This window comes from Tissierella sp. P1 (assembly GCF_002266425.1).
Taxonomy (GTDB): Bacteria; Bacillota; Clostridia; order Tissierellales; family Tissierellaceae; genus Tissierella; species Tissierella carlieri.
In genome coordinates this window covers 17275-31917 of the sequence record NZ_NPMN01000006.1, presented here as the reverse complement: position 1 = coordinate 31917, position 14643 = coordinate 17275, and the positions used below count along the sequence as shown (strand labels likewise).

The window sequence follows — 14643 nt, the reverse complement described above, 5'->3', positions numbered from 1 at the left end:
GAATTTCCTTTATGGCTTCGCCGCCATTGCGGTTAAGTTATATCAATGAGTTTCAGATTGCTGAATATTTCCTGCAGCATTTCGTATTCCGCCTCAAAGGCGATGGGATGTATGCTATCATAGTAACGGCTTTACTTAATCCGGCTTCATTCATAATGTCATTCATAGTTACATTATTCAGTCCTTTTTCCAGAAAAAGCTTTTTTGCCGTATCTATTACCTCTTTTTTCTTTCCTCCATAAGCAGCTTTCTCTGCTTCAGGTATTTTTCTTTTTTTATTTCTGCCATTCTATTTCATGGATACCTCTATCGTATTGTAAGTATCGTATATAGAATAAGCTGACTCATAATACCTTTAAATATGCTTATCCTGCAGGATTAATATGGATTAACTTTTCCATAATCTCTGATACAATACCATCTAATGATTTGCTGCCATCAATTACATAATCAGCCTTTTCTTTTGTTTCATCTAAACCATACAGATAAGCTTTTTTATCTTGTATTAAGTATTGTCTCATATCATCAAAGACATTCTAGATTGAAGTTGTACTATAATCCCTAATAATTCTTCTTGCCAATGCAATATCCAAAGGAGTATCGATGGATATAGAAAAATCTAAATATTTTGAAATCGTCTTGTGTCTATAACCAAAAGGATAATCCATAATAATATAATTAAGATTTTCCTTTATCAGTTTTTCAATATCCTCTGCTAACAAATCGAGGTTGAATTTATTTACATCTGCCCCCTCTTCAATCCACTTGCAGATATCTTCTATACCACTATCAGAGTAATAATTTCTGTCATCAAAAAACAACGCTTTTGACTTTGGTAATTTTCTTTGTAATTCCTTTACGATTGTTGTTTTTCCACCGCCTGATATTGCGTTTACAGCTAAAATAAATGGCTTATTGATCATGTTTAATACCTCTTTATCCATCACACACCCCTTTATATCCATTCTAGCTCCTTAACCCTGTTAATATTATCTATACTATCCACTTAACCATTCGTGCTTTTTCCTCCCCTCGATATGTTCCCTCAAAAGAAAAAACACACTTTTAGCTGAGTGGTTGATTTAGATGTAATTCATTAACCCCCTGTAAAATCAAGGCTTACGCCCTTGTTATCAATGCTACCGTCTCAACATGCCTTGAGAGGATAATAAAGATGTCGTATGTATATAGTAACCCCTTGGTGGAAAGGTTTCTAATAAAGTTACTTTTTAAAACCCAACTTCTAGCTATTTGTTGAATATAATCCAAATTAATAACTTTTATAATTAAACCTGTTTTCTTCTATTCAAATCACGCTAAATATCAATAAGAGTTTTGGCAAATTAGATATTATGCTCCTTTGTACAATATCTTCGTTCTAGGAAAATAATTATAACTAAAAGATCTTATATAATCATCAATACTACTCTCACTATCATTATTTCTGCATATTAGCAAAAATTACATTTTTTTATTATTACTTTTTGTATATTATTTAAAAGAAATCTGTTATGCTATTTCTTTTCACCAAGTAATCCTCTTTTAATTCTGGTATTCAATTCACCAAGGGCAGTTTTATTACTATCATATTTCAACAATTTTCTTGCTGATTCATAATCAAGCCATTCATATTTGATATGTTCATGTGATAATTTTAGATCTGCTCCATTTACATTCACTGCAAAAGAATATTCTGGAATAACAAAACAATTCTCTCCCCATCGCTGTCTATCAGCTTCACTGAAGCATTCAGCAGGAATACTACAACAAGTATCCAACATATAATATGAAGTTGTATACGCAATATTTGCCTCTTCATTAGATTCTCTTTTCGCAGCTTCTATGGGAGTTTCATCATCTTCTCCACCACCTGCAATAAATTGCCAAATACCCATATCCGCCCTCAAAAACATACAATATTTAATTTGCTCATCTTGTATAACATATGGTATTACTAATATTTGAAACTTTGCCCTTGGCATCATATCTCTCCTCTACAAATTTGAATTTATCCCTCTTTACAAATCTCTACTCAACTAATAATCTATTATGCAAGAATCACAACACTATTTTCTTGATAGTAGAAGAACGACTTCAACATGCCTTGAGAGTACAATAATGATGTCGTAAGTATCTAGTACCTCCTTGGTGGAAGAGTATATTTCTAAAACAATTGGTTTTTTATCTTTAATTTATTCGGGCTTTTTGTTACACCATCAGGATTATATTACACCCTCGATATCATCTTCTCAGTAATTAAAAACGTATACGGTTAAACATTCCTACCTTGTAAATTTATTACCTATCCCTCTCATTATTAATTCTTTTTATTCTTCTCTGATATTTTAATCTTTCATTATATCTTCTGCATTTCTTTAACATATTTCACCCTCAAATGATATTAGTTCATTAATGGTATTTTGATATATTAACACATGTAGTTTTTATAGCTCTTAAATTATTCCTATTATACCATAACTTCCTTTATTATTTCTCCCCTTACAAGCATTCCTTTAAGGAGTCTAATATATTGAAATTTAGAATAGATAACATTACTAATAATTTGCAGTCATTATCTTATGTATTAAGGTTAATAATACCCATAATTTGTTCAGTATCGAATAATGTATTTAAAGGTAATATATACTATTAATTGTCTAAAATTTTAATGATTCCTGAAGGTGATTTAATGAAAAAATCCAATAATTACCAAACACTATATAGGAGAAACTTTGATACAGGTCGTGTCATTATAGATATTGCTCTTGAAGATTATATTGATTTTTTTCATGAATGGGATAATTCTGCTTTTAAGAAGCGTGACATACATGCTGAGCTAGCACAATTTCTTGACTTATGTTCAGAAGATATTCCTTTGAGAAAAAAGTTGGAAATCGTCTTTTCTTTGAATACAGTTGAAATCAGTAAAGAAAAAGACGAGCTAATCCGCACGAGCTATCGATATTACTATAATTCTTTAAAACGGTTAGAGAATAGAAAAACAAAAAGACTCGTTAGAAATTCAATCCATTTGCTTTTTATATCCCTCATACTATTATCTGCATATGGGGCGTTAATCAATATTAAGAAAAACGGTATTATTTCAAGGGTTTTCCTTGAAAGCTTATTGATTGGCGGATGGGTTTTTACTTGGGAGGCCGTACACCTACTGTTCATTGATATCACTGAGCCCTTTCGAAGATCTCGTGAATTAAAGCGATTCCTCGAAGCAGATCTCAGTTTTAAATACTTAAATAAATAAATAAATTTTTAATGGTGTATGAGTAGATAAATTAATTATGTACTCATACACCACTGAGTATAGGTCAGGACTATTACATTCAATCTGACCACTTACTATCAAATCTGTTGCCTTGGCCATGCTCACACAGAACAATAAAGTTACGATTTTAATATCAAAAAAGCCTTGTTTTATCAAGACTCTTTGTATTCTTCCTACCCCATAAGTCTTTCATTAACTTTTCAGTATCATTAAATTTGTAATAAGTTTTACTATTATCATCATCAGATACAATAATTTTTTCTGGAATCTATTAAATACTTCTCGATTGATGTTGCCAAATATTAACTTCTCATCAGGATTATACTCTCAGTCGTAGCTTGCTCCCAATCAGCCTTCACCATGCTCGACTTCTTGGACAATCATGGCATGAGACGTACCTCTACTTACAACTCGTCACTCCTTGTAAGCAGAGGTACTGTATGCTTATCTCACCTTCTATCTATCAACTTTGTATAGTAGTATAAATGGTGAAAAAAGTCATTAAAAATTTGCACCTGTTGCAAAGGCCTCTGAACCCATTGGTGAAATTGTGACGTAAAGGCGTGAGACATCTTCGCCTATGTTTATAACCTGCATACTTTCCTTCACATCAACCTGCATTAACTCACCCACCTGCAACGAGGTTTCATTGCCATCCGTGATAGCCTTGGCATTACCCTCCATGACCTGCAGGAAAATGGTTGATTCCAGGTGTGTGTTCTGGTAGTATTTCCCCCTTTGCAATGTTTAGAACAAAGGCAATTACATTATCACTTTTGAAAAGCATCCGCTTGGCGATTTTTCCCTGAGGTTCATGAAAATAAACTTGTTCATAGATAAATCTTCCTTTAATTTAAGCTTAAATTTTAATATGCCCCAATTGGGGCATATAATAACTAATTTCTTTTCTATAAAATGTTCAGATATCCTATAAGGAACACTTTGAATAGTGAACCTCACATGACTAAAGTCACGTGCTTCTAGCATCGCTACTAGACCTTCCTGATTCTTCAACCTGGCAACCTACTATCTCCACAGGCGTTAATTCGGATAGTTCCTACCCTACATTTTTTTACACCGCTAATTCTAAATCCTTAATTCCTTGATTTAGGATATTTATACTGGCATTTATGTCTCTATTATGCTTAGTAGAACAATTAGGACATGTCCATGTCCTGATTGATAAGTCTTTTATATTTTTATTTATATATCCACAATTAGAACATATTTGGCTACTAGCAAAAAACCTATCTACTTTATGATATATCCTGCCGTTCCACTCAGCTTTATATTGTAATTGTCTTGTTAGTTCGTACCACGACGCATCATGTATTGATTTTGCTAGTTTATGATTTTTAACCATACCTTTTACATTTAAATCTTCACTAAAGATAAATTGGTTTTCTTTAACTATTTGTGAAGAAATCTTATGTAATTTGTCTTTTCTGATATTGGTTATTTTTTCATGCAATTTAGCTACTTTGATTCTTTGTTTATGAAAGTTCTTACTATCTTTTTGTTTCTTGACTAATTTCCTTTGTAGTTTTGCTAATTTCTTTTCATATTTATATGTTAGTTTGTTATTTTCAAAAGTTTCTCCATTACTTGTAATAAGCAAATTTGATACACCTAAATCTAGTCCTATTGTATTACTATTCTTAGGTAATTCTTTATGTTCACGCTCTACGTTGAAGCTAACAAAATATTTACCACTTGGTACGTAACTAATTGTTGCTGACAATATTTTTCCAGTGAACTTTCTATGAAGTTTGCATTTAACCCATCTTAATTTAGGTAATTTAATTTCGTTGTTGGCAAAGTCTAATTCTATATTGTTGTTTGTAAAGTTTGTCTTGTATGATTTATAGTTGTTTCTTTTAGATTTAAACTTAGGAAATCCTTGATTGCTATTGCCTTTTTTAATTTCCTTAAAGAAATTCTTATAGGCTGAGTCTAAATCTTTTAAACTATTCTGTAAAGCAAACTTATCTGACTCTTTTAACCATTCTTTTTCTTTCTTTAATTGGGTTAATATGTCTGAACATTTATTATAGAACAACGACTTTTGTTCTGTTTTATATAATTCAATCCTTATAGCTAAAAAATAATTATAAACAAATCTACAACATCCAAAAGTCTTATTTATTTGCAATTTTTGTTTCTCTGTTGGATATATCCTATATTTATAACCTTTAATTATTTTCTTCATAGATAAATTCACCTCTTTTCTATTTTGATTTTTGACTTTTTATATATTCTTTTATTTGTTCTTCTGTATTTTCAGATACAGTAGCAACAAAGTAACTAGGCTTCCATAAGTGTCCAACCCATAATTTCTTTTTTAACTCTGGAAATTCCTTAAATAACAATCTAGCACTTACACCTTTTAGAGCTTTTATAATGTTTGGGATATAGTGTTGTGGACTACAATTTATTAATAAGTGTATATGGTCTAAATCCGACTCTATTTCCTCTATGGTAAAACTATCCTACTACATAGGGCTTGCTATCTCGTTTATTATCTCTTTTAATTTATCGTCTATCTTACCTTGTAAAGTTTTATGTCTATACTTTGTACACAATACTATATGATACTTAATTGAGTATACATAGCCTCTTCCATGTGTTACTTTTGACATATGATAACCTTCTTAATCCCAGATTAGCATATGTAATTGAAGAAATCTAGTATATTACAGAATTAATTATGATATTCATGGTAACATATGCAGTTCGCCACTAACCCACGACTGAAGTCACGAGTGTGCGTGGCGAGTCATCAATTTTCATTTATACACATTGCGCTTTATTATTTTATACTATCTCAAAAATAAACTCACAAGGTTTTTGCCCCTTGCTGTTAATCGGAGATGAAACAACTTCTTTTGTTTTCAGCCCAACACCCAGTTGTAGCTGTAAGTGACGCCGAAATGAGCCGGCACAACAAAAGCAATAAGAAAGCGGCATAGCGCGATCAGCAGCATCGCCTGTGAGATCAGAAACCGTCATGCCCTTTTTTACGGCGGCGGAACAGACGCATTTGTATTTTTCATTTCCTTTGTATGAAAGAGTTCCTGTCAATAAATTGTTCCCGTTGAGAATAATTTTTTCTGAATCAAAAATGTTGTTATTCAGATGATTTACCTTTTCATCTAATGATTTACCAGTCAGGTCTTTTCCAATCTTTTTACATTGTTTTAAAAATTCCTGTCCGCCTCCACAAGCGCATGAATCTAAAATCTCATGCATCATATCGGGATCAAGCAATTTCTCCATTCGCACAATAACATCTACCAAATCTTCGTTGCCGATGATTTCTTTTATTATCTTTTCATCAACATTATTTAGCAACAACTTCTTTTTAATTCCATAAACTCTTGCCATTTTACTTTTCCCCCTTCAATTTAATTGGCACATAAATTTTAAGTTGATTTTCAATTTCTCTTGCCTTTTCATAAAGAAGTTTCACATCGGAATCTTTGCCGAAATCAGCATTTTCTACTTGCTTGATAAACTCAAGCACAATTTCTTTTAGTTCGTGTAAAAGAGAGACTTCGCCGTCTATATCGTCAACCTTTTTGCCAAGCACCTCTAATACCACATCAGAGCCATGAGTACAAAAAATACGTTGTATATCCTTAATGCTGATATTCAATTTACGCAAAATCAGTATTTGTTCCAACCGTTTTATCACTTCTTCATCATACATTCTATAAGCATAATCATCGCTACGAGTGCTGTTAATCAAGCCCATATCCTCATAGCAGCGAAGTACACGGGCTGATTTGGGTTGATACATATCTAATTTTAATTAGTTTCATTCATATATAAATCCTCCTTATCGTCGGTCTAATTATAGTATAAACTGTTACCCAACGGCAGAGTCAAAGGGTAAATAAATGTTTTTAGATAAAAAATCCTGAATTGGTCCAATACTTCCGCACATCCAACTTGCCCACACAGCCCTAGCAGAATCGGAAAAATATCTAAATCGTTTTATCACAAGGAAAAACGCTTGTCTGGACTTGTTCCCGCAGAGCGATATATTTAAATTTTCAAGCAGCTTTTTTCTATCCGTTAAGACTGAAAAGCCTTTATTTCAACGTATTTTCTTTTGCCCTTGACACCAACACCACACACTCCATATGCCTTGAGGTGACAATAATGATGTCGTAGGTATATAGTATGAATTATATATTTCTGATTACTTGCATTATTTGCTTTTATTTTTTATTGTCTTCCCTATCAATAATAATATCTGCAATAACTCTAGTAAAATCAACAGCACTTTTTTCTGTGAGAACAGGTTTACCAGTAGTGTTTTCAATTTCCTTCCGAGCATTTCCTGCAATACTTCCACCTTTTATTGCCACTCCTCTATTTTCATCAAAGTTTTTAGGTTCAGTGGTCTTTGATAATTCTGTAGTAGTTGCTTCAGCTAGCATATTTAGTACAAGCTCCAATGTAGACATATTATCTCTTAAGTTCTCCCTTTTTAATCCTTTAAGCTTCTTATATTGTCCTATACTTAATCCTGCCCATGCTTTTATAATTTTATCAGTAAGTATTGCATATTCAATTCCTTGTTTTACACCTCAATTATTCCATTCATCAGTTAATTCTTTACGTACTTGAATGGCTTGTAATCTTTGATTTATCTATTCTTTTTTAAGATATGTTTCCAGTGCTCTGTCAATGGTAAGTTCACCATTGGCTTTTGCTGTTTCAACTAGTGAATATACACATACACTTGCATTGGCTCCTTCAGGGTTACCACAAAAAGTCCAATTTTTTCTCCCTAATGTAAATGGCCATATACTATTTTCCGCTATATTATTTGAGATAACACAGTTGCCATCTTCTAAATAGGTTTCTAGTTTTTCTTTAAGATTTAGGTCATATTGAAGAGCCTTCCAAATATTAGATTTAGGAAGTACTTTTTCATTAGCACTTTCTACCCATGACCAAAAGGCCTCTAGGACTGGTTTTTCTTTCTCTAGACGCTTAATTTTCCTATCTTCTGGAGTAAGGTTCTTAAACTCTCTTTCCCACTCAAATAGCTGGTTACAATATGCTATTCCTGTTGCTGGTAAAGTTGCTTCAGGACTTTTCATATCCTTAGGAAGGGCATCTGAAAAATAGCGTCTGAGATGAGCCCAGCATAAACAGTGATGGATATCTTTCACTTTTCCGTATCCTGAGAATCCATAAGAATGAACCTTACACGCCTGATATTAGATAGTTGTATTGAAATAACCTTATCTTTAACCTTAAATAACTCTTTTTTATGTTTATTTGTTTTGCCCAATTTTACATAAGAATTTACGGCAGATTCTGTCAAGGAACTCTTTTTTCTTTGACGGAATCTGCGTGAATTCTATACTCTCACAGGCAAAATAAATTAAATTATTTCTTGATATTTAATAGCTGGTCTTTGATTGTTTATGAATACCACCTGCTTCATTTTTACGGGTGGTCATGATTTTGCAACCCATCTATTATTTATAGTTTACTTACTTTTGCTTATAAATCTTTAACAAAACTTTGTAAAATCGTATTATTGTATATTCATTAAAAGTTTATTTATGTAACTTTCATATCATCATCTTTTCAGCATCTGATAACAAAAGTTCAACATGGTTCTCTAAAAATTCTTCTACTTGCTCCACTGATCGTCCAATATAATCTTCAGGTCTTTTTATTTTTTTACTTAACTCTTCATATGTTATATTTAATGAAAAATTTTTTAAAATATTTGTTACTATATAATCTTTAACGTTAATATTAATATTATCATAGTTTGAAATACTATTCGACAAATCTCTCATATTTTTATGAAGTTCCTGCCTATCACCTCCATCCATTGTACCATTTACTATTAAATTTTCCATAATGATATATGGCATTTCTCTTAAAACATTGCTTAAGATTATATCTTCATTTACTTTTAAACCATTTATAATATTAATATATAGATCTAAGATAGTGTCCAATGCTAAAAACATTTGTGGTATACAAAGTCTTCTATTTGATGAATCATCCAATGTCCTCTCTAGCCATTGGGATGAAAAATTTAAATGAAAATTTATATTATTACTAATAATAAATCTAGCCAATCCACATATTCTCTCACTTCCAATTGGATTTTTTTTATATGGCATTGCTGATGAACCTATTTGCTTTTCCTTGAATGGTTCTTCTATCTCTTTCAGATGATGTAGAAATCTAATATCATTACTAAACTTCGCTGAACTTTGTGCAACATTACATAAAGCGTTCATTACCTTTGTGTCAAATTTTCTAGAATATGTTTGCCCACAAACTTCGACTGATTCTTTAAATCCTAGTTTAGTTGTAATTAATTCATCAAGTCTCTTGACTTTATTGTGGTCATTATCAAATAAAGCTAAAAAACTTGCTTGTGTACCAGTTGTCCCCTTTGAACCAAGCAGTTTTAAATTGCTTAATATATCATTAATTTCAAGTAAATCAATAAGTAAATCATAAATCCATAAAGTTGTCCTTTTGCCAACTGTCGTCAATTGAGCTGGTTTGAGGTGTGTGTAACTTAGTGTAGGTGTTTTTATATACATTTTAGCGAAATTAGATAACTCTGAAATAATTTTCAAAATTTGATTTCTGATTAGAATTAAACCTTCTTTTATAATAATAATATCAGTATTATCCGTAATAAAACAGCTTGTAGCACCTAAATGGATTATAGGTTTTGCTTTAGCACATTGTAATCCATATGCCATAATATGAGCTATAACATCATGGCAGTATATATCTTCATATTTCTCGACAACTTGGTAGTTAATATTAAATTGCTCTTTTTTTAATTCTTCTACTTGTTCCAAACTAACATCTAATCCTAATTCCATTTGAGACTCAGCTAATACAATCCATAATTTTCTCCATGTTTGATATTTATAATCATCCGAAAATATATATCTCATTTCTTTACTTGAATATCTTGAACTAAATGGACTATTATATATTTTTCTAATAATATTATCTCCCTTCCTAAACAGTTATTCCACCATCAACATTAATGATTTGCCCAGTTATAATCTCTGCCATAGAACTACATAAAAATAACACTGTATTTGCAACATGCTGTGTAGTGCAAATCTTATTCAATGCAGCAGTTTTTAAAATATATTTTTCCTGTTCCTTATTAATTTTATTGCTTAAAGGTCCTGGCGATACGGCGTTTACTCTTATTCCAAACGGCCCTAACTCTTTAGCTAATGCCTTTGTAACTGCAGCTAGCCCTCCCTTTGATGCAATGTAATTGACTTGCATTATTGATGGAGTGCATATAGCACCAGATATTACATTTATTATGCAACCTTTATTTGATTGAATCATCATTTTAGCTGAATATTTTGAACAGAGGAAAGCAGCCTTTAGATTTACATCTAAAACTTCATCCCATTGTTCTTCTTGCATATAAACTAAATAATTGTTATGCGCAATTCCCGCATTATTTATTAATATGTCTATTTTTTTAAACTTATTTGAAATCCCCTTAAACATATCAACAATTTCGCTATCCTGTGTCAGATTTGCTTTAACGATATAATAATTAGATGTTATTCTTTTTATTTCTTCTTCGAGTTTTTCAATTTCTTTTAGTGATTCGTTATAATGCAAAATTACAGTTGCCCCATGTCTTGCTAACAGCATCGAAATATCTCTTCCTAGGTACCCTGAGGAACCAGTAATTAAAGCTATCTGATTATTTAGATTTAACATGTTATTCTCCTCTATCAACTATATCTTTTTTATATTTTTTTCTATTTTTATTCATATTATAACTAATATTTAGATGCATTCTATAATCTTCTACTTTTTCTAAGAATTCTTTTGAAATCCATGGCGTCGTTATCTTGTAGTAATCATAGTTAGCCCAGTCTTCCAATGTCTTGGGTGGAATATAGCCATTTTCACATGCATATTGGTATAGAGGCGTTCCAATAAAAGGAGCATAAATATGAATTATAAATTCGTGCTCTAATGTTTTTTCGCGAATAGATTCAATTAATTCTTTAGTTTTTTGAAAATCATCAATAGGATTTTCAGGCCATCCAACAATCATCGTAAAATATAAGCTTATACCAAACTCTATAGATTTTTCTGATATATCAATTACATCCTTTGGTTTAAACTTTTTACCAATTAGATTGAGAATTTTTTCACTCCCTGATTCTGCACCAATTAATAAACGGGTACATCCCGATTTTCTAAGTAGCTCCCACTCTTCATTGGTTAGCCCCCTTAGAAACAAAATATCTGCTGCTGCTGCCCATTTAAATTTTAAATCTGATCTAATCACTAATTCACAAAATGTCAGTATTCTTTTTTTGTCTACAGTGAAGTTAGAATCATAAAATGAGATTCCATCGATATCATAATTCTTTAATAAAAAATTAATATCATCGTACATCTGATAAGCTGTATTTGCATACCAACCTCTTTTATACATTGCATTTTCACTACAGAAACCACAATTCAATGGACAACCTTGACTACTAATATAACTAACTGTTTTATCACTTATAGCTTTATCTTCAACAATATATTTTTTAACATCTATTAATTCCCAATTATAATTAGGAAGCTCACTTCGTTGCACAAACTTTCTTTCTTTATTAACTTTTATCAAACCATTATCCATATATATTAAACCATCTATATCAGAAAATCTATTGTCTTTACTAACAAGCTTATTTGCTAATTCAAGTATAATCAATTCTCCTTGCCCTTGAATAATAAAATCAACATATTCCGATTTGATTGTTACTTCTTTTAGTATTGATGGATGCCATCCCCCCCAAACAATTGGTACTTTGCAATTATAAGTGCGAATTATCTTAGCAAACTTCAACCCGTTTCGTATCTGATTACCAATAAAAGAACTTATTCCAACAAATAAAGTATCCTCAATATTTTGTTCTACGATTTTTTCTATTTCTCTAGGATTTTCAGCATATAATACTTCATCAATAAGTACAACTTCAAATTCATTATCCGCTAAAATAGTTCCTAATGTTAATATAGCGTAGGGTAACCAATGTGCTTTATCTTCTGCATTTGGATAAAACAATAGAACTTTATTCATAATAATCACCTTTTAGATTATTAATAGAATCCTTGTATTTTTCATACCATTTATTCTGGAACGTTGAGCTCTTATAATTATCAAAAAAATTATTAACTTTTTTCTCTGTATCATTATTATTATGTAGTAAGGGCTTCAAATCTAAGTTAAACTCGTTAGATAATGTACATAGCTTTAAAAATCCGTCATGTGTTAGAATTAAAGAGACTATGCCAGATTGACATGGATATTTTTGACATTCTAAGCATTTTTTTGAGTAACAAGTTCCAATAGTATTATCTTTTATAAATACTTCTATTGGATCAATTTTAAAGACTGTCATTGGTGTTCCAAAATTTCCTATATGGTTGATTATATTTTTTTCTGAAGATATCTTCTCTAATTCCTTCATAACAATATTTAAATTTAAAAATTCTTTATTCCATTCATTAAATTCATTTTGTACTAAATCCAATACTTTCAATTTTATTTCGTTTCTTCTGCAGTAATTTATAAGGTCTTTCAAATCATCTATATTAGACTTACTAATTACAGAATTAATTCTAACTGGAATTTTTCTTAAAACTAATAATTCAATGCCGTTTAGGACTATATCAAGAGAATCTTTTCCTACTATTTTATAAAACTTCTCTCTATTTAGCGTATCTAAGCTAACCGTTACATTACTAATTGAAGATGCCTCTATCTTATTAACATTTTCATAATTCAACAAACTACCATTCGTAACAAGAGAAACTTGCTCAATGTTAGGAATTGATGATATATCATTTGCTATATTATCAAAATTGCTTCTTAATAAAGGTTCACCTCCAGTTAATCGTACTGAAGAAACTCCATATTTTACTAACTTTCTTAAAATTATAAGTAAGTCTTTTTCTGACAATAATTCTGTATCTCGTGAGCTACCTTCTCCACCTGGCTGACAATAAGTGCAATTAAAGTTACATTTATTCTCTAAACAGACTCTTATTTCTATCTCTTTCATTTTTAATTCTCCTTTATTTAACTAACATTTTTAAACTTAAATAAAATTGAGTATTTCAAACCCTCTATAGTACAATGTTTCTGCTGAAATAGCCATACTTTCCAGAAAAGATGAAGTTCTTGTGTAAAAAATTGTACTAGTTAAATATCTAAAGTGCAACAATAGCTACTCATTCATCATTTTGGCAAAGATAAGGATGGATATCAAAATATTTCTACCGTAACTGCAATCAACAATTTATACTCGATAGACCACTAGTCAAGCAGATGTAAAATTACCATCTTTGCTATATTTATGATAAAGCAACTTTTGTTCACCACGGTTGTGATTATTATTCTAATTTTAGGTGTGGTGATAAAAACTATAACCATTCTGTACTTGTAGCTAAACTAACGTCTATATCAAATCTTATTAATAAAATTGATTTTAAGCGTATGTGATATCCTTTACACATTATTACTGTTCTTTCTATATTTTATCCTAGTAAGAATTCCTTAGAAATATTTCTTTAATTCTTAAGGCTATTAATAGTGTAAAAGTCTCACATACTATATTATTAGAAAACCAGTGTAAAAGATTTGCATCTTTATTTAATAACCTTGCCTTAGAGCTTATACTAATGATGAATTTAAAGCTTGATGAGATTGTGGTAAAGATTTCAGGTAGAAAAATGTAATTAGTTTGTTATTATTTCTGAAATTTACTTTGTTTTAGGTCTTATTTTATCCCCTTATAGAGATTCCAAAAGGCTTTAACTATCTTTAATTCTATTAGAGAATTAGGGACTGTACATTCTATTGTTAGTGATCGTTATAATTCTTACAAAATGTCCATTAATCCTATATTGGGTAATAACATTAACCATATCTATGTTGAAAGATTTAAAGGCGATATTTCCAACAATCTAATTAGATTTTTTCATCATCAATTTAAAGCTTGATACAAAGTTAAACAGAGTTTTAGCTCATATTACTCTGCAAACAACTTAGTTAGTATGTTTATTTTATGGTTTAGACCTCATTAAACTCCTAATGGACTTACACTAGTTCAAGTTTCTAGATTAAATCTAGCAAAAAAACATCTTCTTGTTGCTTAAATTTTGCTTTAGTTTCACAAAATATTATTAAATAATCATGCTTGAAATTGTTAAGAGCGTGCATTAGCATGTACATTTTACCCTTGACAGTTTCAAAGCGAGCTTTTACAATCTTTCAATCATAATTTAAAGATATTGTATGAAACATCGTG

14 protein-coding genes and 3 pseudogenes are annotated in these 14643 nt (G+C 30.7%); 2 read left to right on the top strand and 15 right to left on the bottom strand.

Features of this window, described 5'->3' with window-relative positions; translation table 11 throughout:
- Window positions 1-52: 52 nt before the first annotated feature.
- The 4 genes from CIW83_RS24795 to CIW83_RS05605 all read right to left on the bottom strand — a co-directional run bounded on the left by CIW83_RS24795 (window position 53) and on the right by CIW83_RS05605 (window position 1982).
- Window positions 53-217 (bottom strand): TetR/AcrR family transcriptional regulator, encoded by a 165-nt coding sequence (locus CIW83_RS24795; RefSeq protein WP_369819363.1) that lies wholly within the window; start codon window positions 215-217, stop codon window positions 53-55.
- Between the two features lie 148 nt (window positions 218-365).
- Window positions 366-521: a hypothetical protein gene (locus tag CIW83_RS22125; protein WP_158220030.1), complete on the bottom strand. Its 156-nt coding sequence runs from the start codon at window positions 519-521 to the stop codon at window positions 366-368.
- Between the two features lie 15 nt (window positions 522-536).
- Complete coding sequence (locus CIW83_RS05610; RefSeq protein WP_143598523.1) at window positions 537-944, bottom strand: hypothetical protein; 408 nt, start codon at window positions 942-944, stop codon at window positions 537-539.
- Window positions 945-1514: 570 nt separating this feature from the next.
- Complete coding sequence (locus tag CIW83_RS05605; RefSeq protein ID WP_094899882.1) at window positions 1515-1982, bottom strand: NUDIX pyrophosphatase; 468 nt, start codon at window positions 1980-1982, stop codon at window positions 1515-1517.
- A gap of 707 nt (window positions 1983-2689) precedes the next feature.
- Between CIW83_RS05605 and CIW83_RS05600 the strand changes: the two genes are divergently transcribed.
- Window positions 2690-3262, top strand: coding sequence for a hypothetical protein (locus CIW83_RS05600; protein ID WP_094899881.1), 573 nt, complete (start codon window positions 2690-2692; stop codon window positions 3260-3262).
- 783 nt (window positions 3263-4045) lie between these two features.
- Here the strand turns inward: CIW83_RS05600 and CIW83_RS05590 are convergent.
- The 11 genes and pseudogenes from CIW83_RS05590 to CIW83_RS05540 form a co-directional block, all read right to left on the bottom strand.
- On the bottom strand, window positions 4046-4297 hold the full coding sequence (locus tag CIW83_RS05590) for a hypothetical protein (protein WP_094899880.1): 252 nt from the start codon (window positions 4295-4297) through the stop codon (window positions 4046-4048).
- 58 nt (window positions 4298-4355) lie between these two features.
- Window positions 4356-5492 carry an IS200/IS605 family element RNA-guided endonuclease TnpB gene (tnpB, locus tag CIW83_RS05585; protein WP_201259691.1) on the bottom strand — a complete coding sequence of 379 codons (1137 nt, stop codon included), beginning with the start codon at window positions 5490-5492 and terminating at the stop codon, window positions 4356-4358.
- A 19-nt stretch (window positions 5493-5511) separates the two neighbouring features.
- Window positions 5512-5922, bottom strand: a pseudogene (tnpA, locus tag CIW83_RS05580) (IS200/IS605 family transposase).
- A 175-nt stretch (window positions 5923-6097) separates the two neighbouring features.
- Window positions 6098-6667 (bottom strand): hypothetical protein, encoded by a 570-nt coding sequence (locus CIW83_RS05575; protein WP_094899879.1) that lies wholly within the window; start codon window positions 6665-6667, stop codon window positions 6098-6100.
- Window position 6668: 1 nt separating this feature from the next.
- Window positions 6669-7082: a MerR family transcriptional regulator gene (locus CIW83_RS05570; RefSeq protein ID WP_094899878.1), complete on the bottom strand. Its 414-nt coding sequence runs from the start codon at window positions 7080-7082 to the stop codon at window positions 6669-6671.
- A 424-nt stretch (window positions 7083-7506) separates the two neighbouring features.
- On the bottom strand, window positions 7507-7755 hold the full coding sequence (locus tag CIW83_RS05565) for a hypothetical protein (RefSeq protein WP_094899877.1): 249 nt from the start codon (window positions 7753-7755) through the stop codon (window positions 7507-7509).
- 237 nt (window positions 7756-7992) lie between these two features.
- A pseudogene (locus CIW83_RS05560) lies at window positions 7993-8502 on the bottom strand (transposase); the annotation flags it as partial.
- A 375-nt stretch (window positions 8503-8877) separates the two neighbouring features.
- Entirely contained in the window at window positions 8878-10284 is a 1407-nt protein-coding gene (gene purB, locus CIW83_RS05555; RefSeq protein ID WP_255374284.1) for an adenylosuccinate lyase, read from the bottom strand.
- 25 nt (window positions 10285-10309) lie between these two features.
- Entirely contained in the window at window positions 10310-11044 is a 735-nt protein-coding gene (locus CIW83_RS05550; RefSeq protein WP_094899874.1) for an SDR family NAD(P)-dependent oxidoreductase, read from the bottom strand.
- 1 nt (window position 11045) lies between these two features.
- Complete coding sequence (locus CIW83_RS05545; RefSeq protein WP_094899873.1) at window positions 11046-12410, bottom strand: radical SAM protein; 1365 nt, start codon at window positions 12408-12410, stop codon at window positions 11046-11048.
- Entirely contained in the window at window positions 12403-13395 is a 993-nt protein-coding gene (locus CIW83_RS05540; RefSeq protein WP_094899872.1) for a radical SAM protein, read from the bottom strand. The genes CIW83_RS05545 and CIW83_RS05540 overlap by 8 nt, the downstream gene beginning before the upstream one ends.
- 130 nt (window positions 13396-13525) lie before the next feature.
- On the opposite strand from CIW83_RS05540, the pseudogene CIW83_RS05535 reads away from it, so the two are divergent.
- Window positions 13526-14491 (top strand): annotated as a pseudogene (locus CIW83_RS05535) (DDE-type integrase/transposase/recombinase).
- Window positions 14492-14643 lie beyond the last annotated feature (152 nt).

Excerpts from the sequence above, each read along its gene's own strand:
- CIW83_RS22125 (WP_158220030.1), bottom strand. The coding sequence starts at position 521 with ATGAGACAATACTTAATACAAGATAAAAAAGCTTATCTGTATGGTTTA.
- CIW83_RS05610 (WP_143598523.1), bottom strand. The coding sequence starts at position 944 with ATGGATAAAGAGGTATTAAACATGATCAATAAGCCATTTATTTTAGCT.
- CIW83_RS05605 (WP_094899882.1), bottom strand. The coding sequence starts at position 1,982 with ATGCCAAGGGCAAAGTTTCAAATATTAGTAATACCATATGTTATACAA.
- CIW83_RS05600 (WP_094899881.1), top strand. The coding sequence starts at position 2,690 with ATGAAAAAATCCAATAATTACCAAACACTATATAGGAGAAACTTTGAT.
- tnpB (WP_201259691.1), bottom strand. The coding sequence starts at position 5,492 with ATGAAGAAAATAATTAAAGGTTATAAATATAGGATATATCCAACAGAG.
- CIW83_RS05575 (WP_094899879.1), bottom strand. The coding sequence starts at position 6,667 with ATGGCAAGAGTTTATGGAATTAAAAAGAAGTTGTTGCTAAATAATGTT.
- CIW83_RS05570 (WP_094899878.1), bottom strand. The coding sequence starts at position 7,082 with ATGTATCAACCCAAATCAGCCCGTGTACTTCGCTGCTATGAGGATATG.
- CIW83_RS05565 (WP_094899877.1), bottom strand. The coding sequence starts at position 7,755 with ATGTCTACATTGGAGCTTGTACTAAATATGCTAGCTGAAGCAACTACT.
- CIW83_RS05550 (WP_094899874.1), bottom strand. The coding sequence starts at position 11,044 with ATGTTAAATCTAAATAATCAGATAGCTTTAATTACTGGTTCCTCAGGG.
- CIW83_RS05545 (WP_094899873.1), bottom strand. The coding sequence starts at position 12,410 with ATGAATAAAGTTCTATTGTTTTATCCAAATGCAGAAGATAAAGCACAT.
- CIW83_RS05540 (WP_094899872.1), bottom strand. The coding sequence starts at position 13,395 with ATGAAAGAGATAGAAATAAGAGTCTGTTTAGAGAATAAATGTAACTTT.